This window comes from Niameybacter massiliensis (assembly GCF_001282685.1).
GTDB lineage: Bacteria > Bacillota > Clostridia > Lachnospirales > Cellulosilyticaceae > Holtiella > Holtiella tumoricola.
Window position 1 is genome coordinate 1,903,090 of record NZ_LN875035.1, and the last position, 22,734, is coordinate 1,925,823.

30 protein-coding genes are annotated in these 22,734 nt (G+C 36.2%); 6 read left to right on the top strand and 24 right to left on the bottom strand.

Features of this window, described 5'->3' with window-relative positions:
* Position 1: 1 nt before the first annotated feature.
* From BN2390_RS14420 to BN2390_RS21755, 9 genes are read right to left on the bottom strand one after another with little or no spacing between them, the layout of a single operon-like run.
* Complete coding sequence (locus BN2390_RS14420; protein ID WP_053985025.1) at positions 2 to 361, bottom strand: hypothetical protein; 360 nt, start codon at positions 359 to 361, stop codon at positions 2 to 4.
* Complete coding sequence (locus BN2390_RS14425) at positions 333 to 956, bottom strand: ERF family protein (RefSeq protein ID WP_053985026.1); 624 nt, start codon at positions 954 to 956, stop codon at positions 333 to 335. The genes BN2390_RS14420 and BN2390_RS14425 overlap by 29 nt, the downstream gene beginning before the upstream one ends.
* A 12-nt stretch (positions 957 to 968) precedes the next feature.
* The gene (locus BN2390_RS14430) at positions 969 to 1,196 is read right to left on the bottom strand and encodes a hypothetical protein (RefSeq protein ID WP_053985027.1); all 228 of its coding nucleotides are present in this window, start codon (positions 1,194 to 1,196) and stop codon (positions 969 to 971) included.
* On the bottom strand, positions 1,193 to 1,714 hold the full coding sequence (locus tag BN2390_RS14435; protein WP_053985028.1) for a host-nuclease inhibitor Gam family protein: 522 nt from the start codon (positions 1,712 to 1,714) through the stop codon (positions 1,193 to 1,195). Before BN2390_RS14435 ends, BN2390_RS14430 begins: the two co-directional genes overlap by 4 nt.
* A gap of 11 nt (positions 1,715 to 1,725) precedes the next feature.
* The gene (locus tag BN2390_RS14440) at positions 1,726 to 1,950 is read right to left on the bottom strand and encodes a hypothetical protein (protein ID WP_053985029.1); all 225 of its coding nucleotides are present in this window, start codon (positions 1,948 to 1,950) and stop codon (positions 1,726 to 1,728) included.
* Positions 1,951 to 2,004: 54 nt separating this feature from the next.
* Positions 2,005 to 2,217, bottom strand: a complete 213-nt coding sequence (locus BN2390_RS14445) for a hypothetical protein (protein WP_053985030.1) — start codon at positions 2,215 to 2,217, stop codon at positions 2,005 to 2,007.
* Complete coding sequence (locus BN2390_RS14450) at positions 2,198 to 2,602, bottom strand: hypothetical protein (RefSeq protein ID WP_053985031.1); 405 nt, start codon at positions 2,600 to 2,602, stop codon at positions 2,198 to 2,200. The genes BN2390_RS14445 and BN2390_RS14450 overlap by 20 nt, the downstream gene beginning before the upstream one ends.
* Positions 2,599 to 2,766, bottom strand: a complete 168-nt coding sequence (locus BN2390_RS21750; protein ID WP_154668835.1) for a hypothetical protein — start codon at positions 2,764 to 2,766, stop codon at positions 2,599 to 2,601. Before BN2390_RS21750 ends, BN2390_RS14450 begins: the two co-directional genes overlap by 4 nt.
* Positions 2,727 to 2,897: a hypothetical protein gene (locus BN2390_RS21755; protein WP_154668836.1), complete on the bottom strand. Its 171-nt coding sequence runs from the start codon at positions 2,895 to 2,897 to the stop codon at positions 2,727 to 2,729. Before BN2390_RS21755 ends, BN2390_RS21750 begins: the two co-directional genes overlap by 40 nt.
* Before the next feature lie 97 nt (positions 2,898 to 2,994).
* Between BN2390_RS21755 and BN2390_RS14455 the strand changes: the two genes are divergently transcribed.
* On the top strand, positions 2,995 to 3,258 hold the full coding sequence (locus tag BN2390_RS14455) for a hypothetical protein (protein ID WP_053985032.1): 264 nt from the start codon (positions 2,995 to 2,997) through the stop codon (positions 3,256 to 3,258).
* Here the strand turns inward: BN2390_RS14455 and BN2390_RS14460 are convergent.
* The 5 genes from BN2390_RS14460 to BN2390_RS14480 are packed head-to-tail and all read right to left on the bottom strand — an operon-like array spanning position 3,247 to position 5,590.
* A complete protein-coding gene (locus tag BN2390_RS14460) occupies positions 3,247 to 3,456 on the bottom strand; it encodes a hypothetical protein (RefSeq protein ID WP_053985033.1) in 210 nt (69 codons plus the stop codon). The genes BN2390_RS14455 and BN2390_RS14460 overlap by 12 nt on opposite strands.
* A gap of 14 nt (positions 3,457 to 3,470) precedes the next feature.
* A complete protein-coding gene (locus BN2390_RS14465; protein ID WP_053985034.1) occupies positions 3,471 to 4,304 on the bottom strand; it encodes a Rha family transcriptional regulator in 834 nt (277 codons plus the stop codon).
* A 1-nt stretch (position 4,305) separates the two neighbouring features.
* Positions 4,306 to 4,527: a hypothetical protein gene (locus BN2390_RS14470; RefSeq protein WP_053985035.1), complete on the bottom strand. Its 222-nt coding sequence runs from the start codon at positions 4,525 to 4,527 to the stop codon at positions 4,306 to 4,308.
* A gap of 3 nt (positions 4,528 to 4,530) precedes the next feature.
* Complete coding sequence (locus BN2390_RS14475; RefSeq protein ID WP_053985036.1) at positions 4,531 to 5,283, bottom strand: antA/AntB antirepressor family protein; 753 nt, start codon at positions 5,281 to 5,283, stop codon at positions 4,531 to 4,533.
* A 13-nt stretch (positions 5,284 to 5,296) separates the two neighbouring features.
* Entirely contained in the window at positions 5,297 to 5,590 is a 294-nt protein-coding gene (locus tag BN2390_RS14480; protein WP_242847681.1) for a hypothetical protein, read from the bottom strand.
* Between the two features lie 113 nt (positions 5,591 to 5,703).
* Here BN2390_RS14480 and BN2390_RS14485 point away from each other — a divergent pair, with 113 nt between their 5' ends.
* The 3 genes from BN2390_RS14485 to BN2390_RS14495 all read left to right on the top strand — a co-directional run bounded on the left by BN2390_RS14485 (position 5,704) and on the right by BN2390_RS14495 (position 7,961).
* The gene (locus tag BN2390_RS14485; protein ID WP_053985038.1) at positions 5,704 to 6,159 is read left to right on the top strand and encodes a helix-turn-helix domain-containing protein; all 456 of its coding nucleotides are present in this window, start codon (positions 5,704 to 5,706) and stop codon (positions 6,157 to 6,159) included.
* A gap of 22 nt (positions 6,160 to 6,181) precedes the next feature.
* Positions 6,182 to 6,643, top strand: coding sequence for an ImmA/IrrE family metallo-endopeptidase (locus BN2390_RS14490; RefSeq protein ID WP_053985039.1), 462 nt, complete (start codon positions 6,182 to 6,184; stop codon positions 6,641 to 6,643).
* 154 nt (positions 6,644 to 6,797) lie between these two features.
* On the top strand, positions 6,798 to 7,961 hold the full coding sequence (locus BN2390_RS14495; RefSeq protein WP_053985040.1) for a site-specific integrase: 1,164 nt from the start codon (positions 6,798 to 6,800) through the stop codon (positions 7,959 to 7,961).
* A 159-nt stretch (positions 7,962 to 8,120) separates the two neighbouring features.
* Here BN2390_RS14495 and BN2390_RS14500 read toward each other — a convergent pair whose 3' ends face one another.
* From BN2390_RS14500 to BN2390_RS14545, 10 genes are all read right to left on the bottom strand, one after another.
* Positions 8,121 to 8,666: an NADH peroxidase gene (locus BN2390_RS14500; RefSeq protein WP_053985041.1), complete on the bottom strand. Its 546-nt coding sequence runs from the start codon at positions 8,664 to 8,666 to the stop codon at positions 8,121 to 8,123.
* Between the two features lie 53 nt (positions 8,667 to 8,719).
* Positions 8,720 to 9,106 carry a single-stranded DNA-binding protein gene (locus BN2390_RS14505; protein WP_053985042.1) on the bottom strand — a complete coding sequence of 129 codons (387 nt, stop codon included), beginning with the start codon at positions 9,104 to 9,106 and terminating at the stop codon, positions 8,720 to 8,722.
* Between the two features lie 165 nt (positions 9,107 to 9,271).
* Positions 9,272 to 10,111 (bottom strand): ethanolamine utilization protein EutJ, encoded by an 840-nt coding sequence (gene eutJ / locus BN2390_RS14510; RefSeq protein WP_053985043.1) that lies wholly within the window; start codon positions 10,109 to 10,111, stop codon positions 9,272 to 9,274.
* An 80-nt stretch (positions 10,112 to 10,191) separates the two neighbouring features.
* Positions 10,192 to 11,565 (bottom strand): dihydropyrimidinase, encoded by a 1,374-nt coding sequence (gene hydA / locus BN2390_RS14515; RefSeq protein ID WP_053985044.1) that lies wholly within the window; start codon positions 11,563 to 11,565, stop codon positions 10,192 to 10,194.
* Between the two features lie 4 nt (positions 11,566 to 11,569).
* Positions 11,570 to 12,904 carry a uracil-xanthine permease family protein gene (locus tag BN2390_RS14520; RefSeq protein ID WP_053985045.1) on the bottom strand — a complete coding sequence of 445 codons (1,335 nt, stop codon included), beginning with the start codon at positions 12,902 to 12,904 and terminating at the stop codon, positions 11,570 to 11,572.
* Positions 12,891 to 13,841, bottom strand: coding sequence for a carbamate kinase (arcC, locus tag BN2390_RS14525; protein WP_053985046.1), 951 nt, complete (start codon positions 13,839 to 13,841; stop codon positions 12,891 to 12,893). Before arcC ends, BN2390_RS14520 begins: the two co-directional genes overlap by 14 nt.
* Positions 13,842 to 13,862: 21 nt before the next feature.
* Positions 13,863 to 15,056: a knotted carbamoyltransferase YgeW gene (gene ygeW, locus BN2390_RS14530; protein WP_053985047.1), complete on the bottom strand. Its 1,194-nt coding sequence runs from the start codon at positions 15,054 to 15,056 to the stop codon at positions 13,863 to 13,865.
* Positions 15,057 to 15,058: 2 nt separating this feature from the next.
* On the bottom strand, positions 15,059 to 16,261 hold the full coding sequence (locus BN2390_RS14535) for a YgeY family selenium metabolism-linked hydrolase (RefSeq protein WP_053985048.1): 1,203 nt from the start codon (positions 16,259 to 16,261) through the stop codon (positions 15,059 to 15,061).
* A gap of 4 nt (positions 16,262 to 16,265) precedes the next feature.
* Positions 16,266 to 17,465: a diaminopropionate ammonia-lyase gene (gene dpaL, locus BN2390_RS14540; RefSeq protein WP_053985049.1), complete on the bottom strand. Its 1,200-nt coding sequence runs from the start codon at positions 17,463 to 17,465 to the stop codon at positions 16,266 to 16,268.
* A 24-nt stretch (positions 17,466 to 17,489) separates the two neighbouring features.
* Positions 17,490 to 18,125: a helix-turn-helix transcriptional regulator gene (locus tag BN2390_RS14545; RefSeq protein WP_053985050.1), complete on the bottom strand. Its 636-nt coding sequence runs from the start codon at positions 18,123 to 18,125 to the stop codon at positions 17,490 to 17,492.
* Between the two features lie 229 nt (positions 18,126 to 18,354).
* Between BN2390_RS14545 and ssnA the strand changes: the two genes are divergently transcribed.
* Positions 18,355 to 19,674: a putative aminohydrolase SsnA gene (gene ssnA, locus BN2390_RS14550; protein ID WP_053985051.1), complete on the top strand. Its 1,320-nt coding sequence runs from the start codon at positions 18,355 to 18,357 to the stop codon at positions 19,672 to 19,674.
* Positions 19,675 to 19,709: 35 nt separating this feature from the next.
* Positions 19,710 to 22,733 (top strand): putative selenate reductase subunit YgfK, encoded by a 3,024-nt coding sequence (ygfK, locus tag BN2390_RS14555; protein ID WP_053985052.1) that lies wholly within the window; start codon positions 19,710 to 19,712, stop codon positions 22,731 to 22,733.
* Position 22,734 lies beyond the last annotated feature (1 nt).

Sequence of the window (22,734 nt, forward strand, 5' to 3'; positions counted from 1 at the left end):
GTCACCTCTCTGTACTCTTTCTTGACCACATTAAATATTCATTTGCCTGTTTCCATATCATTCTGCTACTTTCATGTAGGTACTGCATTTGTCTATATCTTTGACGTGACCATTCTTTAAAGTCCGTAATATTAAAGTCTTTTTCACTTAAATCTCGTATTTTTCTAGAGGCAGCCTGTATTTCAGACCACCTCTGAGCAACTGCCCAACTATCTTGCATTAGTTTAAATGCTTCGTCTGCATCTTCTTGTCCAAGGTATCTATAACGTCTAACTATTTCGTTATATTGCTTGCAATCCTCTGGCAATATCTCTTGAAAATCAGATTTTATTTTATACACTTTGTGTTGCTGCTCTTTCATATGCTTCACATACCGAATCATATTGATCTTTTGTTAATTCGCATGGCATACAGCCAAATTTCTTTTTCACCTGATCAACAACAGTATCATTGTCTATATTAGCTTTTTGTGCTATTGCATAAAGCCTTTTTATTTGCCTCTCTGTAAGTGTCTTTTTTACAGGTTTACTTTCATCTGGTGTTTCTGCATCTGGATCTTTCATTTCATCAGTAGGGATACAAAACACTTGAAAACAAGCATACTTAAATGCTATAGACATAGCTTTATTTGTAGCCTTATCTCCACTATCCATTCCTTCACCAATCACTACAGCAGATACATGACTGCCATCATCTGTATAAAATGTGTACTTCATTGTACATATGGAATAAATTAAATTCCCACCTTTAGATGTTTGCCTTTCTTCACGTCTTTGCTCCATGATTTCAGGTGTAATAAATACTTTGTGTTTAGCTAATAAAGGCTTTAATGTGTTCATTACATCATCTATCCCTCTGTATGCAAATCCTTGTTGTTGGTTCTTCTTATCTTTACTGATAGGATTCATTTCTTCTATAATTTTGCATATTGCACCATAGATTTTTTCAGTTGCCATCAGTCCCCCTCCTTAATAAAGCTTGTCTGCTAATCGTTTCAGCATCTCTTTTACTTCATCTATTAGGTCAATTCCTTGTACATCTTCTAATTTTTCTTCTATTGCTTGCACTGCTCCCTCTATGTCGTTTATACGACTTTCGTAATCATCTTCATCTATGTAATAGTTATCTCTAGAGTAAGTTCCATCGTCTATTTCATGACCGCAAACTTTGTCTATATTTCTAAATTCGCTTCTCATTTAATCACCAACTTCCCTGGTACTTCTATAACACCTAATCCGTCTATTTCCACAACTTCTCCAGTATCATTGATAATAATTGTGCCATCACCTGTAATTGTTAACATGGATTTGAACTTAGCCCAATCAAACTCCTGCTTAATCTTTACAAACTCTGTTAGATTGTTCTCTAATGCCCATTGAAGAAGTTTATTCACATCCTTATCAAAATCCTTATATGCCTTATTAAGAATTACATCCCCACAAAGAAGATTTACTTTGTAGCGTGTTTTTGTTTCTGATCTCGGTACTTCATCAATTAACACTATAAGTTCTTCATCAATTTGTCTTATTCGAACATCGTCACATACATCTTTATCTTCTACCTGTTCCGTTTTTCTTCTAAACAATTCATCTAAAATAGCTTTACGTTCAGCCTTTCTAGCAACACGTTCCATTCTTTCCTCATAAAGTTCCTCCATACGAGCCTTTTTTTGTATTGTTTCTAAATCTAATTCGATTTCTTTTTTCTTTGCCATATGTATACCTCCTAAAATGGTGTCCCGTTTTCTCTCCAAGACTTAACTTCTTTCCATAGTTCTATGTGTTTTTCTAATAAATTTTTATCCGTAATCCCTTCTTCAAAGAGCTCCTTATACACTAATAACACTTTGTTTTCCTTAATAACTCTTTCTATTTGTAAATCATACCTTTTATGTATCAGCTCTAATAATTCATCAACTTCTAATTTTTTTATTTCTGCATACTCAGCCATTTACAACCACCTCTCTTTGTGGTATTGTGAATTTGATTTTATTTTGTATGTGCATCACTTACGTTTGCCGACGTTGTGATGCTTTTTTCTTTTCTTATAAACAACTCTAATATCTCGATGTACATCCTTAATACGAACTTTAAAACCATTCTTTAGTTCTGCATAAAGGCCTTCAAATTCATCAGATACAATAACTCCTTTTTTCTTTTTGTACCTAATCTTATCTCCTGTTTCTATTAGAGTACCTTTATAATCTTTGTAATACATACTCTCTAACCTCTATTACTAAACTTTTCTTCTGTTGCTTTTCTCCTTGTTTAAGCTTCATATATTCAGCTTTGATAGCCTCTACTGCCTCTATAAATTCATCACAAAGAGATATCTCATCTTCTAAAAAATAAGGATGACGTTTATATTCTCCAACCTGCTCAATAGCTTGTACCAACAAAGAATTCACACCTCTATCAATCCTTTTATTACCTACATCAACAAGGTTCCATATGCCTACCTTTATTTGTTCACACATGCATAACACAAGGTTATGTGCAAGGGTATTGGTTCTAATTTGTGGCACTTCTAATAAAGCTTTTGCTTTAACAATGCCTATAAGTTGGTCAATACGTTGTACAACTAAATCTTCTGCTGTTCTCATGCTACATCCTCCTCAACTTCTACTCTTTCTAATAACAATGCTTCTATACGTTCTAATCTCTTCTCATTATTCATGGTCATCTTTTCAAAATGTTTCATTTGCCCTTTTAGGCATATGTAAGTTGTTACTGTTCCTGCAATGAAGCCGAACACGTATTCAAACATCTACGTACCTCCTTTACGTTATGTCCTTTATAGCTTGTCCATTTTTGCTTTCTGCTCTTTACAGTTGACTTCATAGGCTCTGTTCTAAGTTCAATATCATCAACTGGTATGATTAATGTTGTTGTTTGCATATCCACTCCTTATTATTTGATTTAATTTTTTAACTGCCATATAATTTACTTACCAACTCTGCCAAGTTGGAATATAAAATGAAAGGTGGTGATATAGATGAATAAATTTGAATCTGAACTCTTGTCTATAGCTTATAAAAATTATCTTCAAACTGATTCTACATATGGTAGCTTTCGTATGCGTAATGGAAATGATTTTATGTATTATCACACAGCAGCTAGCTACTTATGTGATAATGAATACTTAGAAGCACTATCTGACAATATCCTCGAAGATTCTATAAGTATCTTTGATAACTTATTAGAATTTGAGCTGACCGAAAAGGGCTTAGATTATTGCAAATCTAATCTAAAACTCTAATACAATAGTAGTTTTACCTTCTAAGCAATTGAAATTAGCAGTTTTTAAGTGTTTTTCTAGTTCATATGCTTTTAAACTGCTAATTTCCTCTATGAATTTTTTACAAAACTCTAGTTTAGCCTCATCCAAACTCTCTGTCTGTTGCATAGACATATATGCATGTTCTACAAAATCGATTTTGACATTTTCATTCTCCATATTTATGCTCCTCTCTAAGCTACTCCATACTTGATAGCCATTTCTTTTACGACTGCTATGTAGATTTCTTTAAGACGCTTGTCCTCTGCAATAACATCAATTTGACTTACTTTATCAACCTTGCTTTTGGAGATACCCTCTCGCCTCATTCTGTCTTGCTTATTAATGACTCGCGTCTTTAGACTCGCACCTGCTCGTTGTTGAAGTAAGTTGTAAACTTCATCACGTACTTGCTGATAAGCCTCTTTAGTTCCTCCACGCTCTTTGGCTACTTTATTGATAATGTTATTGCAATCCTTTCGCCAGCTATCATGGTCTAGTAGCATTGCATCTTTGACTATTTTCATTTGCTTAGTAGCTTGTTCTGCTGTTGCCTTAGCTTCTAATGCATGATGATTTACTTGATTAAGTTGTTGTTGCATTTTCTTCTGTTCTAGTTCCATGTTAATCATGAATTGAAGTTGTGGGCTTAGGTCTTGTGGAAGTGATTGCTGTTCCTTTAATATCTGTTCCATCTTGTTAAATGCTTCTATGTATTTAAGTTTCCATATGTCGGCTTCTGCTCCTGTGAAACCCATTACTATAAAAGTAAATCCATCACGTGTCAGTAAGTACTCTTTATACTCATTTCCGTTATGCATATATGTTGTAGGAATAAATAATGTTGAAAGGTCAACCTCCGAATTTTCGGCAGTTAGATTTTTTACTTTATTTTCTATGGCTTCCACCACATGAGAATGCCTTTTCCCAAATCTTTCAGCCACTACTCGGCTACTAACTACTACTTGCCCGTTTTCTGTTTGTAAATGTAGATCGTTATCTACTGGTACTATTAATGTTGATTGCATTTTAATTTTCCTCCTCTGTCTTATTTAATTTTTTAGGATTATCTAAATCTGTTAAGTCCCAGCCTGTCCATTTCTCTATAAAGTTATCTATTTCTGTTTCTGGTATTTTAAGAGTGTCACACTTAATACAGGTTATATACCCATGCCTTATAAGCGCATAGAGTTTATTTCTTGTTATTTCAAGTTCTCCTAATGCTCCATCAATGGAATATAATTTAGCCATTCTTTATGCTCCTCTCTGTTCTTCTTTTAATAAATTCTCTATAACTGGAATAACATTGTCATAATATCTAAATGTTTGAACCTGTTTATTGCTATGTTTTGACTTATCCCAAACCAACTCACCGTACTCTTCTGTTTTGAGGTTATGCTTATTAGCAAGTAAACCGACTTTGTTAGATGTTATCCCTAGTTTCTCGCCAATCTCTGTAGCTGAATAGGTTTTACGTTCTACTTTAGGTAATGGTATTAGTGCCGTACCATCTAACACCTCTGTAGCCTTGCTATAACAAATCTGTTGATATGTAGGAATGTTTACCTTATCTGCTATCTTTAGATAGACAATTGCTTGTCTTACTTTTGCATTAATAAGTCTTGCTTCTGTGTCTTTGAACTTGGTATCTACTTTTGGCTTAGTTTGCTGTTCTTTTAATGCCTGTTCACATTTAATAAAATAATTTCGATACTGATGTGAAAGTTCTGTCCTAGCCATCATTGCTATATGTTTTGCAAAGTCTAAGCTGATACCAAAATCTTTTGTTTCATTACCGTTCACCACCATGGTGAACCCTACCCAATCAACATTTTCTTTAAAGTATTCGTTATTTTCAATATTACTCTCATACCATCTTTTCCAATGTGCAGATTTCAACCCCAGTCCTATGTATAACTCTCTAGCACTTACTACTTTTCTTCCTTCTCTTTCTGTTATTTTAATTAGTTCAACTTCCTCTTTTTTACATAACGCATTCTTTGGCATTTTGTTTTTCCTCCTAGCTTACCTTTTGAATTTCTTCCTTTTTGAAGAGTTGTTTGAAATCATATTCTGAAAAAAACTGTTCATGAATTTTTAAGGCTTCATCATAAGTAAACGGATATTTACCAGAAATTTTTAAATTTAATGTATTATAGGTTTTTCCAATCGCTTCTGCGATAGTTCCTCTCTTAATCCTTTTCCTTACAATTTCTGCTTCTAAATTGGCATACATTTCTATCACCTCTCTTTCTTTTTGAACGCTTTTGCGTTTGTTTAAAACAAATATAAACTCTATTTCGTTTAAAGTCAACTATTTTTTTTATTTTTTCATTAAAAATCACTTTTTATAAACGCAATTGAGTTTTATTGTGTTGATTTTTCGTACATAGTGTGTTAATATTCACACATATACGGAGGTGTATAATGGATAAAACAAAAAAATTAAAAGAAATAATCCTTAGTAAATATAGTAGTATTAGAGAATTTTCAAAAGTTGTAAATATACCTAGTACGACCTTAATTAGCTCTTTAGAAAGAGGAATTGGTGGCATGGCTATTGATAGGATAATTAAAATATGTGATGTGCTTGACATTGATATCAAAACATTTGAACCCATTTCAAAAACGAATGAAGAACTTAACTTATCTATTTCTACTAAAGAAAAAGTTCTTCTCTCTTACTACAATCAATTAAATGATTTAGGAAAAAATAAGCTTATAGAGAATGCTGAAGATTTAACTCATAACACAAGGTATAGTAATGTAATTGAATTAGCAGCTACGAGTGAAGAGGAAAAGGATTATTTAATGCCTGTTGCTGCTCATGCTGATAATGAAGACGACTTAGATTTACTTAGACAAGATTTAGACGAATTGTAATACTTGTTTTAGGGGGATTTTTTTGAATTACGAAAGATTATTAGATTATGCACACAACAACGGAATTGAAGTAACAGAAAAATACTTTAAGTCAAAAGCCGATGGACTTTGTAAGGGTAATAAAATAGGCATTAGCAAAAAACTCTCTACTTCTGTAGCGAAAAGATGCGTATTAATTGAAGAGCTAGGACATCACTTTACTACAGTTGGAGATATTAGTGATCAATCTAAGGTTGAAAATAGAAAACAAGAAAGAATCGCTAGAAAATGGGGCTATGATAAACTTGTTCCTTTACATGCATTGGCCGAAGCTATAGACTATAAAGTTCAATCGCAGTATGAATTAGCCGAATATTTGGAGGTTACCGAAGATTTTTTAGTTGAAGCTCTTAGATACTACAAAGAAAAATATGGACTATATTACCAATTTAACCAGTATATTATTTGTTTCGAGCCTCTGCACCTTATTAAAACTTTCGAATAATACTTTTACTTATAAAAAGAATTAGTAAAATGAAAAAAGACCTAGTGCTACCAACACTAAGCCTTTTATATAAATTGGTGTATATGATATACACTCTATTCAAAATCAGTATATCGTATACACTCCTAATTTTCAATAAAGGAGTTGATATAATATGAATGGATCTATAAGACAGCGTGGCAATACCTGGTCTTATCGTATAGATTTAGGTACCATTAATGGAAAGCGTAAACAAAAAGAAAAAGGTGGTTTTAAATCTCAAAAAGAAGCTAAGCAAGCTATGCAACTTGCTATTGCTGAAATAATACAACAAGGTGAGCTTAAAGAAAGTAAAAAAATAACACTTAATGAAGTATTTGAAGAATTTATATTATACGAAGCACCTATAACACGTAAACACGCAACTATTGTACGTTATCAAAGCTTATATAATAACCATATTAGCGTATTTGGTGCACGTATGATAAATGAAATTACAGCTCAAGAACTTCAAAAATTTATAACTAATAAATTAATACAAGAGAGTTTAAGTAATGACTATGTAAAGAGCATGTATAACTTCCTCCTGCTACTTTGGAGATATGCCTATAAGAATAAATATATTTTGGATAATGCTGTAGAAGCTATAAAACCTCCCAAGGCTTATCGCTCTACAACAGATATAAAAATATACACCATGGATGAGTTAAAACAAATCTGGAAGCGGATAGAGAAAACAAACAATTCTCATGCTTTTATGTTAGCTTTAAAGCTCGGATTAAGAATTGGTGAAATCTATGCTTTACGTTGGCAAGATATTGATTTCGAAACCAATACAGTACATATAACTAAACAACTTCAAAAACAAAATAAAAAATGGTGTTTCACAACACCCAAAACATCTAATAGTTATAGAAAAATCCGTTTTGATAACGAATTAAAAAACTACCTTCTAGATTTACGAGATAAACAGGAATTTGACAAGGAGTTTTTTGGTGCCACCTATAAGTCTAATAAGATACTAGATAAGACCTCAAAAACTGAAACAGTAATCGTTGTTCACGATTTCGTTAATAAAAAAGAAGATGGCCAAATGCTTAATACTGATAGTTGTAAATTTATCTCTACGGTATGCAAGTCTGACTTAAATATTCACTTTAAAATGCACAACTTAAGACATACACATGCCACATTTCTTTTAGAGCAAGGATTAAATCCTAAATATGTATCTGAAAGACTAGGGCATTCTAAATTAGAATTTACTCTTAAATTATATACTCATATAACTAAAGGGATGGATGAGCAAGCCGTTGAGGCTCTTAATTTTTCTCTAGATTAGTGGGCAGTGGGCATATATTTTTTTATATTTTTTGTCATTGTCCACACATTTGCCCACAAAACTTATCAAAAATACATTTTCATAGATAAACACAAATAGGCACGTATATATTTTCAAGATACACGTACCTATTGATAATTATAGAATTATACCATGTTATTATTTACTAAAGTATCTTTCTAATAATCCTTTGAAAGCACAGCCATGACGTGCTTCATCTTTAGCCATTTCATGAACAGTGTCATGAATTGCATCAAGATTTTGTTGTTTAGCAAGTGTAGCAAGTTTTTTCTTACCATCACATGCACCATATTCTGCTTCAACACGTACTTGTAAATTTGCTTTTGTATCTGCTTTAACGACTTCACCTAAAAGTTCTGCAAATTTAGATGCATGCTCTGCTTCTTCATAGGCAATACGTTTATAAGCTTCTGCAACTTCTGGATAACCTTCACGATCAGCTTGACGGCTCATAGCAAGATACATTCCCACTTCAGTACATTCACCCATGAAGTTTGCACGTAATCCTTCTATAATCTCTGGATCGATTCCTTCAGCTACACCGATACGGTGTTCATCAGACCAAGCAAGCTGTTCACCCATGGCTTCGAACTTACTAGCTGGTGCATTACAAATTGGACATTTTTCTGGTGGCTGGTCTCCTTCATGGATATAGCCACAAATTGTACAAACATATTTTTTCATTTGTGTGCCTCCTAACTTATTAACAATCATAATTAGTATGGCTAAGAGATTATTTAATATACTTCATTCGTTGAATTTACATTTTCAGTTGTTGCTGCTATCTCAGCTATTAGAGATTCATCACGCTTAGTATTCCCTATAAATTCAAAGTCTTCTAGAAGGACTTTTGTTGCATAAACTCTGTCGTCTTCTTTGTTTGTATAGCTATAACTCATTAGTTTTCCATGTACAATTAAAGAGGTTCCTTTTACCCCATATTTCACTAAAAGTTTTGCTTTTTGTCTAAAAGCAACTACATCAATAAAGTAGGTCTTTTGATCCTTTTTAGCCTTTTTGTCATCAACTGCTAAAGTAAATTGAACATAAGGTGTTTGTGTTTCTTTGCCTTCTTTTAACTCTAAATCCTTTGTAAGATTGCCAAGTAAATGAACTTGATTCATAGATAACCTCCTAAAATTTTTTAAGAGTATATCCCATTTTTAATGTTTTATACAATTTTTAGTCTTATATTTTATTAGCTTGTCACACAAAGTTATATTATTCATATAATATGAGCAAAAGGGCCACTCTTAGTTTTTACTTTGAGGGACCCTTTTTATTTTCAATTAATATTCTTTTTCTGGTATAAAAGCCTCACAGCTCATGGCTATACCTGTTGGTGTAATAAGCAGTGGATTCGCTGGTTTAATGGTCTTAACACCAACTGTCTTTTCAAAGATTTGTTCCATTCCCTGTAAACAGCACGTACCGCCGCAAAGATAAATAGCATCGATTTGATAACCTTCAATATGATTTTTAACAATGGTAGCCATCTTCTCAATAACGGCCTTAACATGCCCTAATACTTCTCTTTGATGGGCTGGATCCTTTTTGAAAACTTCTGCTTCTTCTACTGGCAGATGATGACTCCCTGCTAGTACAAGAGTAAGATGCGTACCACCTGTAGGTTCATCTGCAACATAAACGACTTTATCATCTTTGAAGATCGAAAGTCCCGTGGTGCCACCTCCTATATCTACAACCGCACCATCTGTAATATGCAATACATTATTTGCAGCCGTAGGTTCATCTAGAACTTGGCTTACTTCCATTTCTGCACCTTCTACAACATAACAATGTGTTTTAATACTTGACTCCGTTCCAGGTGGCATTGCAATAGAAGCTCTAAGTAATCTTACACCTAGTCTTGTTTCTAACTTCTCTTTGAGATTTTTGACTATTTTAAGTGCACCTACATAATCTACAATAATACCATCTTTTAATACATGTGCTTCTTGAAGCTCTGAGGCCACTGGTTCATCTTGTTCATTTAAAACGACTATCCCTATATATGCAGTTCCTAAGTCCACACCTACCTTAAGTTTATCACCTTTTTGATAGAAAGTTTCCTTCAAACTCTTTTCTACTTTCTCTATTTGAGCCTCAACTAATCTTTCATTATACATAAGCTGCTCCCTCATGATTATTGTCTTCTCTTTAAAGTTTAGAAAAGAGTGAGGGCTTTGCATAGGGGTAGCTAAATAAATTATTCAATATTTCCTGATGGGCCTCTAAATAAGTACTGCCCTTTTCTTTCATTAATCACTTTTCCTTCTTTCACCACTTGTTCTCCTCTTAAGAAAACGTATTCCGCACGCCCTTTAACACAAAGACCTTCATAGGGTGTATAATCTACCGATTGTACCTGAGTCGTACTTGAAAGTTTCGTTTCATAGTTAGGATTCCAAATGACTAAATCTGCATCACTTCCGACTTCAATAGTCCCTTTAGCTGGATAAAGTCCAAATAGCTTTGCCGTTTTTGTGCTGAGTAGCTCTGCCATTTGCTTCAAGCTTATATGTCCTTTATCTACACCATATGTATAGATCAGTTGTGGACGATGCTCAATACCTGGGATACCATTGGGAATTTCACTAAAATCTGCTAATCCTTGCCTTTTTTGTGTGGCAAAGTTAAAGGCACAATGATCCGTACTAATGGTTTGAATAAGCCCTGTGTGTATGCCTTGCCAAAGTGCTTGTTGATCTTGTTTTGTTCTAAGAGGCGGTGATAACACATACTTAGCACTTTCAAACTCCTTTAACTGATAAGCATGTTCATCTAAAATGAGATATTGCGGACAAGTTTCCACATAAACGATTTGTCCTCTTTCTTTAGCACGCTCGATTGCTTCTAGCCCCTTTTGAGTACTCAAATGGACAATATGAACAGGTGTACCTGCTAAATAAGCAATATCTAAGAACCTTCCTATTGCTTCACTTTCTACAATATCAGGGCGTGAAGCGGGATGGGCACGGGGCCCAAAATGCCCACTGTCTTTTTGAGCCTGAGTAAGTACCTTGACTAAATCTCCATTTTCACAATGACAGCCTACAATGCCACCTATATGATCAACAGCTTGTAAAATCTCAAATAGTATATCATCACTTACTCTTAAGGCATCATAAGCCATATATACTTTAAACGAAGTGACGCCTATATCTTTTATAAAAAGCATTTCTTTACGTGTTTGTTCGTTCCAATCCGTAATCGCTAAATGGAAGCCATAATCTGCACAGCTCTTTCCATTTGCCTTTTGATGCCATACTTTGATAGCATCCATAAGACTTTCACCCTTTTCTTGGGTAGCAAAATCTATAATGGTTGTTGTGCCACCTACTAATGCTGCTTTTGTTCCTGTATAAAAATCATCCGAAGTATGTGCCTTGCCTGTATCCATATCTAAGTGAGTATGAGCATCTATAAAGCCTGGAAAGATAATGTTTCCATAAGCTTCAACAATCTGATCAGCCGTACGTATTTGTCCTATACCGCTGATCACCCCCTCATCTATTAATAAATCAGTAGGTCCTACTTCAGGGTTCGTTGCTAAAATTGCACCTTTAATCAGTAAAGACACATTTTCACCCCTTCTTGTGGCTTAAAAGATTTAAAAAGATGTTGGCAATAATGCCTACAATACATACACTTGCTACAGCATCACTAAAAATAAATTGTAAAAATGGATGAAAATGCGCTGTTACTTCTGGAAGTGCTGTAAGTCCATATCCTATTGCAAAAGTAACAGATAAAATTAATACATTTTTTTCAGTAAATCCTGCTTTGGCAAGCATTTTAAAACCATTAATTAAAATCATCGCAAAAACTGTAATCACTGCTCCACCTAAAACACTAGAAGGCATCGCTGCAAAGACTGCACCTACTTTAGGTACAATACTTGCGAGTATAAGTACAGCTGCCCCCATAGCAATACAGAATTTATTGACTACTTTAGTCATAGCTACAATCCCTGCATTCTGACCAAATGCTGTGTTTGGAAGGCAGTTAAATAGTCCTGCTACCTGAGAACCAATAGCATCTGCCAAAATAGCACCTTGATTTTCACTTGGCGTTGCTTCTCTATTAAAAGCTGCCATGGTAATACCGCTTGTATTACCTAATGTTTCTAAACCAGAAACAATATAAACAGCAGCAAAAGCCATAATGGCATCTAATCTAAATTCTGGTTTAAAATATAAAGGCATTGGAATGGTAAACCAACTTGCTTCCATTACCGGTGTTAAGTCTACCTTGCCCATCATAAGGGCTACTATAAACCCTACTACTAAACCAATGAGTAACGCTGTCACTTTGAAAAAGCCCTTTCCGTAGCGCTGTAAAACAATAACAATGAGAAAAACCAAGCTTCCAAGGAATAAGTTTTCTAACGAACCAAAGTCACTTGCACCTACACCTCCGGCAAAGTAATTGGCACCTATCCCAAGGAGCTTAATACCGATTGTTACAAGTACAGCACCAATGATCACAGGAGAAAAAATATTTTTGGCTGGCTTTATAAGAAGCCCCATAATAATTTCAACAAATGCACCAACTAAGATGCCGCCAAAAACTGCTTGAATCCCATAGCTAGCTGCTATAGTTGATAAGGTCGGAACAAAAGCAAAAGCTGTTCCCATGACAATCGGAAGGTTGGCACCTATTTGTAGATTCTTTCCAAGCTTTATAGGATAAAGTTGAATAAACGTAGCAAGCCCTGATACAAGCATAGCGCATTGAATCATTAATACCCGTTCTTGCATACTCACACCAGCGATACCTGCTACAATAAAAATAGGTGCTAAATTTCCTGCAAACATAGCTAGAACGTGTTGTAATCCTAGTGGAACAGCAACTGAAAGACTAGGACGCCCCTCCAGCTGATAAATAAGGTTCCTATCTTCTTCCTTACTTGCTTTCATGGTCTACCCCCACTATACGGGTTCCTGTTGAACCTTCTATACCTTCCTTAGCCTTTTCAAGTAAAGTAATAATAGCTGTTCTACCTACACTAGAAGCTGCAAAATCTAGAGCTGCTTCTACTTTGGGAAGCATAGAACCTTTAGCAAAATGTCCTTCTTCGATATATTTCTGAGCTTCAGCAACAGTAAGGGTATCTAACCATTTTTCATTAGGTTTATTAAAATTGATCGCTACTTTCTCTACCGCAGTTAAAATAATAAGACAATCTGCATGGAGGGCTTTAGCGAGTTCACAACTTGCAAAATCTTTATCAATAACAGCGCCTGAACCTGAAAGATGGTTACCTTTTGCAATGACTGGAATACCTCCTCCGCCAGCAACAATGACGACTTGACCTGCATCAAGTAAAGTCTTTATTGTTTCCATTTCGATAATACGCTTAGGTCTAGGAGAAGCAATGACACGTCGATAACCACGTCCGGCATCCTCCATCACAGAGTACCCTTTTAAAACAAGTTCATCAGCTTCCTCTTTGGTCATAAAGCGCCCAATGGGTTTAGTAGGATTGTCAAAAGCTTTATCATTAGGATCAACTTCTACTTGCGTAATTAATGTAACAACAGACTTTGTAATACTTCGATTTAAAAGCTCTTCTCTTAAAGCATTTTGAAGGTCATATCCAATATATCCTTGACTCATGGCTACACAAACAGACATTGGAATCACACTGGTTTCTGGATTGGCTTTATGCATTTCACCCATAGCTACATTAATCATGCCGACTTGAGGGCCATTTCCATGTGAAATGACCACCTCATATCCGGCTTCAATTAAATCCCCGATTGCCCGGGCTGTATGTTTAACTGCAAGCATTTGTTCTGCTAAATTATTTCCTAAAGCATTTCCCCCTAAAGCAATGACAACACGTTTTGCCATTTTAAACACCTCCACGTCTTTTTAATGCCTGCGACGTTCTTTCCCTTCTTGATATAACTTTTTAAGTAAAGCAGCTGGATCTTGTGCTTTAGCGAGGAAGATCATAGCAGCAATAATATAAGGTTTATAAGAAGCTTCTTTATAAAGTGGGTCACGATAACGATCAAACACAGAAGCAGCTACTTCCCCATGTTCACAACTTACATCACTAATATCTGCTGGTAAACAGTGAAGGTAAAGTGCTTTACCCTCTTTAGTGGTTGCCATTAGTTCTTCCGTACACTCCCAATCCATATGTTTTGCATTCTCAGCAAGGAGTTCTTTTTCAAGTGCTTTAATTCCCTCGGCATCACCTTTAGCATAAAGATCTGTACGTTTTTCCATGGCGTGATAAGGTGCCCAGCTCTTTGGATAAACGATATCAGCATCTTTAAAGGCTTCTGCCATAGAGTATGTTTTTGTAAAGCTACCACCTGAAGCTTCTGCTTGTTTAGCAGCTAATTCTTCTACATCATTCATAATTTCATAACCTTCTGGATGGGCAAGTACAACATCCATACCCATACGTGTCATAAGTCCTACAATGCCTTGTGGCACAGAAAGTGGTTTACCATAAGAAGGTGAATAAGCCCATGTCATGGCAACTTTCTTACCTTTTAAGTTTTCGATGCCGCCAAACTCATGAATAATGTGTAACATATCTGCCATAGCTTGTGTCGGATGGTCAATGTCACATTGAAGATTCACAAGTGTTGGACGTTGTTCTAAGATCCCTTTTCTATAGCCCTCTTCTACAGACTCCGTTACTTCATGCATGTAAGTATTACCTTTTCCAATGTACATATCATCGCGGATACCAATAACATCTGCCATAAAGGAAATCATATTAGCCGTTTCACGTACTGTTTCACCATGAGCAATTTGTGACTTGCCTTCATCTAAATCTTGAACTTCTAATCCAAGTAAGTTACAAGCTGAAGCAAAACTAAAACGTGTACGTGTAGAATTATCTCTAAAGAGTGAAATACCAAGTCCACTATCAAAGATTTTAGTAGAGATATTTTGACTTCTTAAATAACGCAAAGTGTCTGCTACTGTAAAAACAGCTTCTAGTTCTTCAAAGCTTTTTTCCCAAGTAAGGAAAAAGTCATTTTGATACATATCTTTAATGTGGAGATGTTCTAACTTTTTAATGGCCTCTTCAAATTGAAACATAATTATTTGTCCCCCTTAGCATATAGTGATGGAATTTCAGCATAAACTGCTGCACATTTAACAAGATCTGCTTTCCAAGTTTTTTCGTTTGGCGCATGGGCTTCACATTCTTTTCCCGGGCCAAAACCAACACAAGGAATACCAAAACGTCCCATAATAGATACACCGTTTGTTGAGAAGGTCCATTTATCTACAAATGGTGTGCCGTATAAATCTGTATATGAAGCTACAACAGCTTGTGTAGCAGGGTGTTCTTCAGGTACAACCCAAGCAGGGAAATAGCAATCTGTTGGATACACTAACTTAGTCCAGCTTGGTGAGTCATAAGTATACATCGTTACTTGTGCATTGTATTTTTGAACAGATGGCAAATTACGAATTTCTTCTAAAGCCATTTCATACGTTTCACCAGCTGTAAGACGTCTATCAATGGAAATTGCACTCATATCTGCAACTGCACAACGAGAAGGTGAGTTATAGAAAGATTGTGATACGGTCAGAGTCCCTTTCCCTAAGAAAGCATCTGTATGAAGACGATTATTAAGCTCTTTCACTTCACTGATAATTTCGGCCATTTTATAAATCGCATTATCACCGCGTTCTGGTGCAGAACCGTGGCAAGAGATTCCTTTAACTTCTACACGAATTTCCATACGCCCTCTTTGACCACGATAGATATTGCCATCAGTAGGTTCTGTAATAACTACAAATTCTGGACGTACTTTGTCTTCTTGTATAATGTATTGCCAGCATAAACCATCACAGTCTTCTTCTTGAACAGTCCCAGTTACTAAGACTTGATAGCCTTCTGGAATAAGGTCTAAATCTTTCATAATCTTTGCCCCATAGACAGATGAAACAATACCTCCAAGTTGATCAGATGCACCACGTCCGCCAATCTCTTCTTCTGTTTCATAACCTAAGTAAGGATCAAATGTCCAGTTACTACGTTCACCAATGCCTACCGTATCAATATGTGCATCAAAACCAATAATTTTTTCTCCTGTACCCATATAGCCTAATACATTTCCCATTGGATCAACGACCACTTTATCAAAGCCTACTTGCTTCATTTCTTTTGCAATACGATGAATAACCAATTCTTCTGTACAACTTTCACCAGGAATAGCAATTAAGTCTCTTAAAAATGCTGTCATAGCCTCTTTGTACTGCTCTGCTAATACTTTAATACGGTTTGTTTCCATGTTTTTACTCCTCCTCAAAATGATGATTCCATACAATATGTCTATAATGATCAGGATCTGTATCCCCTTCTGTTGAGAAGAGTAAGACAACAGATTCTTCATTTAAACCGAGTTCATCTTTAAGTGACTTAAGATTTTCATCCTCCATTAAACTTGCTAAAAATCCTAATGGGACTGCACCCGATTCACCAGAAATCACTTGTGGATCTCCTTTTAATGGTGCGCCAAGTACACACATCCCTTTTGCAGCTACCCAGTCTGGGCAAGAAACGAAATAATCTGTGTGATTTTTCAGAATTTCCCAGGAAATGGTATTTGGTTCACCACATGCAAGACCTGCCATAATGGTTGGCATATCTCCTGTTACAATACGTATCTGCCCATCTCCTGCCTTGGCTGACTTATAAAGGCAGGCTGCTTCTGAAGCTTCGACCACAACATTAGTAATACCACCTTCAGGATAACGGTTAGCAACGTAGCCTATTACCGCACCCGCTAGTGAACCTACACCCGCTTGCACAAAAACATGGGTTGGTTTTTTCCCAAGTTGATCAAGTGCTTCTTTAACCATAGTTCCATATCCTTGCATAATCCAAGCCGGAATTTCAGTATAGCCATCCCAAGCTGTATCTTGTACGACGACACCACCAGGTGTTTTGTTGGCTGCTGCTGTAGCAAGACGTACGCATTCATCATAGTTTACTTCTTCTATAGTTGCTATTGCACCTTCTTTTTGAATATTGTGTAAGCGAATGGCTTGTGAGCCTTTTGGCATAAAGACTACTGATTTTTGCCCTAGTTTGTTCGCTGACCAAGCTACACCTCTTCCATGGTTACCATCTGTTGCTGTAAAGAAGGTGATTTCTCCAACTTGCTTTTTGGTGTCATCAGAAGTAAAAGAATCATAGGTGAGTTCACTTAAGTCCTTACCTAAAACTTTAGCAATATGTTTCCCCATCGCTGCTGAACCACCTAGTACTTTGAAAGCATTTAAACCAAAACGGTAAGATTCATCTTTAACATAAATGCCACCTAATCCATAGTACCCTGCTAAGTGCTGTAAACTTTGAAGAGGCGTTACCTCATACATAGGAAAACTTTGATGAAAATTTTGAACCTTCTCAATCTCTTTTACTGCCATAACTGGTAGTGTTTCATCTTCTGTCTTTGCCATTTGATTGTGTACCCATTTAATCTGTTCCATATGATCCTCTCTTTCTCTATGCAATTATGTTTTTGTCTTATCCATATAGTGATATAACGTATATTTAGAAATGCCAAAGCATTCTGCTACTTTATCACCTGATTTTGTAATTAAAAATGCCCCAGATTCTTCTAAGTATTGAATGGCACGCATTTTATCTTCTTTGTTCATCATTGTAATCGGCTTACCCACGATTTGAATAGAACGTTCAATGAGTTCTTCTAATAAATCTTCTACACGTGTTGTAATCTTTTGAGGTGCTAAAGGTTTATGAGATGTACCACCCATCCAACCCTCTAAAATATTTTGAGCAACTTGAAGTTTAGAAAGGTCATAATTAATGGATAAAATACCTTCAATTTGTCCACTTTTATTTCTTATGTAAATAGTACTTGACCTAAGTAGGCGACCATCTTCTGTTACAGTACAATAACCTGCTTCATCTTCTACTTGCGGATTATGAAGCGCATTCAGTACAACTTCTGAAGGTCCATCTCCTACTTTTCTATGGGTGACATGACCATTTTCAATGCACTTAACGGTATGATCTTTATCCTTTACGGTCAAATCATGGATGAGCACCTCACAATCTGTTCCAAATTGTTTGGCCAATGCTTGGGTTAAGCGATCTAGAAATTCTACAGGTATCTCACTGAGCATAAGTTTTCTCCTTACCTTATGGATTCAATGTGCCTAGTGGACTGGCTGTTTAGTTGTCATAATGATGTCTCACACATTGGTTAATAAATATATATGCATACTTTCCAAGAGTAGAAACGAAATACGAAAATTTTCTAAAAAATTTTTAGCAGTTCTTAAAAAGTTTTTGGAATGAGTCTTGTTCCACAGTCATATTTTAAAGTAACAAGAAAAATTCAAGGAGGATATTATGTTACTTATTGGAAATGGAACACTAATTACTCATGATACTTCAAGCCCTCTTCTAGAAAATGGATGTATTGCCATACAAAATGACACGATTATTGACATTGGTCCGACCACAGTGTTGAAAGCAAAATACCTTGGTGCCTCCTTTATTGACGCCAAAAAAGGGATGATTATGCCAGGTCTTATTAATACACACAACCATATTTATAGCGCTTTTGCTCGTGGTGCCAATCTAGGTGGTCCCACACCTCATAATTTTTTAGATATTCTTGAATCACTCTGGTGGAAACTAGATCGATTACTAACGGTTGAAGATACCAGATATAGTGCTTACTGGACTTATTTAGATGGGATTAAAAATGGGGTAACCACTGTATGTGATCATCACGCAAGTTATGGAGAAATACCAGGAAGTCTCTTTGCTATTTCTGAAGTAGCGGAAGAATTAGGCTTACGTACCTCTCTTTGTTATGAAGTTTCTGATCGTGATGGGACAGCTAAAATGCGTGAAGCAGTAGAAGAAAATGTAGCTTTTATGAAAGCAACTAAAAATAAAAAAACACAAAAAGGTATGATGGGGCTTCATGCTTCCTTTACCCTTTCGGATGCTACGCTTGATTACTGTGCGAGCCAGATACCTGATGGATTTGGTTATCATATTCATGTAGCTGAAGGTATGGATGACGTTTATGATAGCTTAAAAAAATACAGCAAACGTGTACTCTTTAGATTACATGACCATAACATTTTAGGATCACATACAATTTGTGGTCACTGTATTCATATTACACCTAGCGAAATGGACCTCTTAAAAGCTACTGATACCATGGTCGTACACAATCCCGAAAGTAATATGGGCAATGCTGTAGGTTGTCCACCTGTACTCGAACTTTATCATAAGGACATTTTACTTGGACTTGGAACCGATGGTTATACCAATGACCTATTTGAATCTTTAAAAGTTGCAAATATCTTACATAAACATCATACTTGTAATCCTTCTGTCGCTTGGACTGAAATGCCTCATATGCTCTTTAAAGGTAATCCGATGATCATAAATCGTCTCTTTAATGAACAAGTTGGTGTCTTAAAAGTAGGCGCAAGTGCAGATGTCATTGTTGTAGATTATGTACCACAAACACCACTTACCGCTACAAACTATATGAGCCATATTTTATTTGGCCTTACAGGTCGCCAAGTCACAACAACGGTTGCAAGAGGACAAATTCTTATGAAGGATCGTGAAATTCTAGTTGCTGATGAAGAAGCTCTAATGGCTAAGTCTCGTGAAAAAGCTGCTGCCTTGTGGGCACGTGCTTAATCTATTGATTACAAAAAAGAATGTGAGGGAATAAAATGAATGATCGTATGACACCCCTAAGCTTTGATGCACTTATGCAATGGGCATTAAAAGACCCTAAACACATTATGGGCGTAACCCCTATTGCTATCAGTGAGAAAGTTTCAGTACCCCCTTTTAAACTTTATGAAGAAAGTCTTGAAATGCCTTTTGGACCTGCTGCAGGACCTCATACACAATTGGCTCAAAATATTATTGCAGCCTATGTAGGTGGTGCTAGATTTTTTGAACTTAAAACGGTTCAAACATTAGATGGAGAAGATTTACCTGTCGCTAAACCTTGTATTTTAGCCAGCGATGAAGCTTATAACGTAGAATGGTCTACAGAATTAACCGTACCAGAGGCACAAGCCGAATACATTAAAGCTTGGTTTGCACTCAAGCTCCTTTCAAAAGTCTATCACCTAGGTGACCCAAATGGCTTTATCTTTAATATGAGCGTGGGCTATGACTTAACAGGCATTCGTTCACCTAAAATTGATGCCTTTATTGAAGGTTTAAAAGATGCCAGTCATACTACAATCTGGAAAACTTGCATGGACTGGGCTAAAAATAATCTAGCCTGTCTTCCTTCTATTGATTTAGATTATATTGAACAGATCTCACCTCATGTTTCTCGTTCCATTACACTTTCTACACTTCACGGTTGCCCTCCTGATGAAATTGAGCGTATTGCAACCTATTTACTTACAAGTAAACAAGTGCATACCTTTATTAAATGTAATCCTACACTTTTAGGTTATACCTATGTACGTGAGAAGCTTAACGAAATGGGTTATGCATACATGGATTTTGACAGTCATCATTTTGACCATGACCTTCAATTTAATGAAGCTGTACCACTTATTCGTCGTATGCAGCAACTAGCCCAAGACCTAGGGCTAACCTTTGGAGTCAAACTTACCAATACCTTTCCTGTTAAAATTACACGTAATGAATTACCAGGTGAAGAAATGTACTTATCAGGACGTGCACTCTTTCCACTTAGTATAAGCTTAGCTACTAAATTAAGTGAGGCCTTTTCAGGCATGCTTCCTATGTCTTTTTCTGGTGGTGCAGATGCCTTTAACTTAATGGAACTCTTCAAAGCAGGTCTCTATCCTATTACATGTGCAACTACATTACTTAAACCAGGAGGCTACAATAGGTTCCGTCAAATAGCAAAAACCTTTATCCAAGCTTTAGAAACAAACACCCTAACTGGCACACCCGCTCTACCTACTCATTGTGAAACACTCCGTCAATTAACCTCTACTATGGTCACAGACTCTCACTATACTAAGCCACTCAAACCAACACTTCCAAAGAAATTCCCTTATGCAAGCCCACTTTTAGACTGTACGATTGCACCTTGTACAAAAGGCTGCCCTATTGAACAAGATATTCCGCTTTATACACGTCTTGTTGCTTCTGAAAAATACGAGGAAGCCTTACAAGTCATTACAGATAAGAATCCACTTCCATTTATGACTGGTACACTTTGTAATCACCTTTGTACCCGCTCTTGTAGACGTAACTTCTATGAAGAATCTCTTGCCATACGAGAAATGAAGCTAGAAGCTGCAAAAAATGGATTAATGTCTCTTCTGACTTCTATGGGTACACCTCCTACTCACCTTTGCGACCATCGTGTAGCCATTATTGGTGGTGGTCCTGCCGGACTAAGTGCAGCCTACTTCTTAGCACGTTCAGGTATGGACGTTACTGTTTTTGAAAAAGAAAAGAGTCTTGGCGGTGTAGTACGCTATATTATTCCTGAGTTTAGAATCAGCCTTAAAGCTATTAACAGTGACCTATGCTTCATCAATCAATGGGGTATTTCTTTTGAAACAGGTAAAACTGTTCATTCTACCCAGTCCCTAAAAGATGCTGGCTATCACTATATTGTTGTTGCAACAGGTGCAACTGTCCCTGGCACTTTAAAATTGAATGGTATGACACCACTTCCTTCTCTAGAGTTCTTGAGACAGTATAAAGAAAGTCAAGGTGCACTCAATCTCGGGCGCCATGTCATCGTTATTGGTGGTGGTAATACAGCTATAGATGCCGCAAGAGCAGCTAAACGTGTTCCGGGCGTAGAAACAGTAACTATTGTTTATCGTAGAACAAAAGCCTATATGCCTGCTGATGTAGAAGAATTAGACGCTGCTATAAGCGAAGGTATTCTTTTTGAAGAACTCCTAAGTCCTAAAAACTACAAGGAGAATCAACTGATTTGCCAACGTATGCAATTAGGTGAAGCGGATGCCAGTGGCCGTATGCGCCCTATTCCTCTTGAAGAAGTCATCTCATTAGCCGCTGATACTATTATTTCTGCTATAGGTGATCAAATTGATCAAGACTTCTTTGCTAAAAACCAAATACCACTTACCGATGGTGGAATGGTTCAATACGATGAAAGTTCTTTAGAAGTGACACCTAACGTCTTTATAGCAGGAGATGTCAAACAAGGTCCAGCTACAATCGTCAAAGCTATTGCTGATGGACGTCTAGTAGCAGATACCATTTTACAACGTGAGCAACTTACGTATCCTTCTCTTGAACTAAATATAGATATGGCAACAATCGCTCATCCTACTTCTTCTTGCTATGGCATTCTAAAAAAAGCTCAGACGGGGCATCAAGAAGCCAATCGTTGCCTAGGATGTGATACAACATGTAGCTGTTGTGTAGATGTCTGCCCTAATCGAGCAAACCTTGCACTAGAAGTTGATGGTCAAACCCAAATTGTACATCTTGATGCACTGTGTAATGCTTGTGGTAACTGTAGTGCTTTCTGCCCTTATGAAAGCTCACCCTATCTTACAAAATTTACACTTTTTAATACTTTGAAAGATTTCGAATCCAGTACTAATCCAGGTTGCTTCGTTGTAGATCTAGCATCCCAGCGTTTACGTTTACGTCTTAACGGCGAAGATTCAATTATTGACCTTCAAACATGGAATAAAGAACCAAAGCTTCGTGCCCTTCTTACAACGCTTTTGAAGAATTACACCTATTTAATAGGTCTAGGAAAATAGG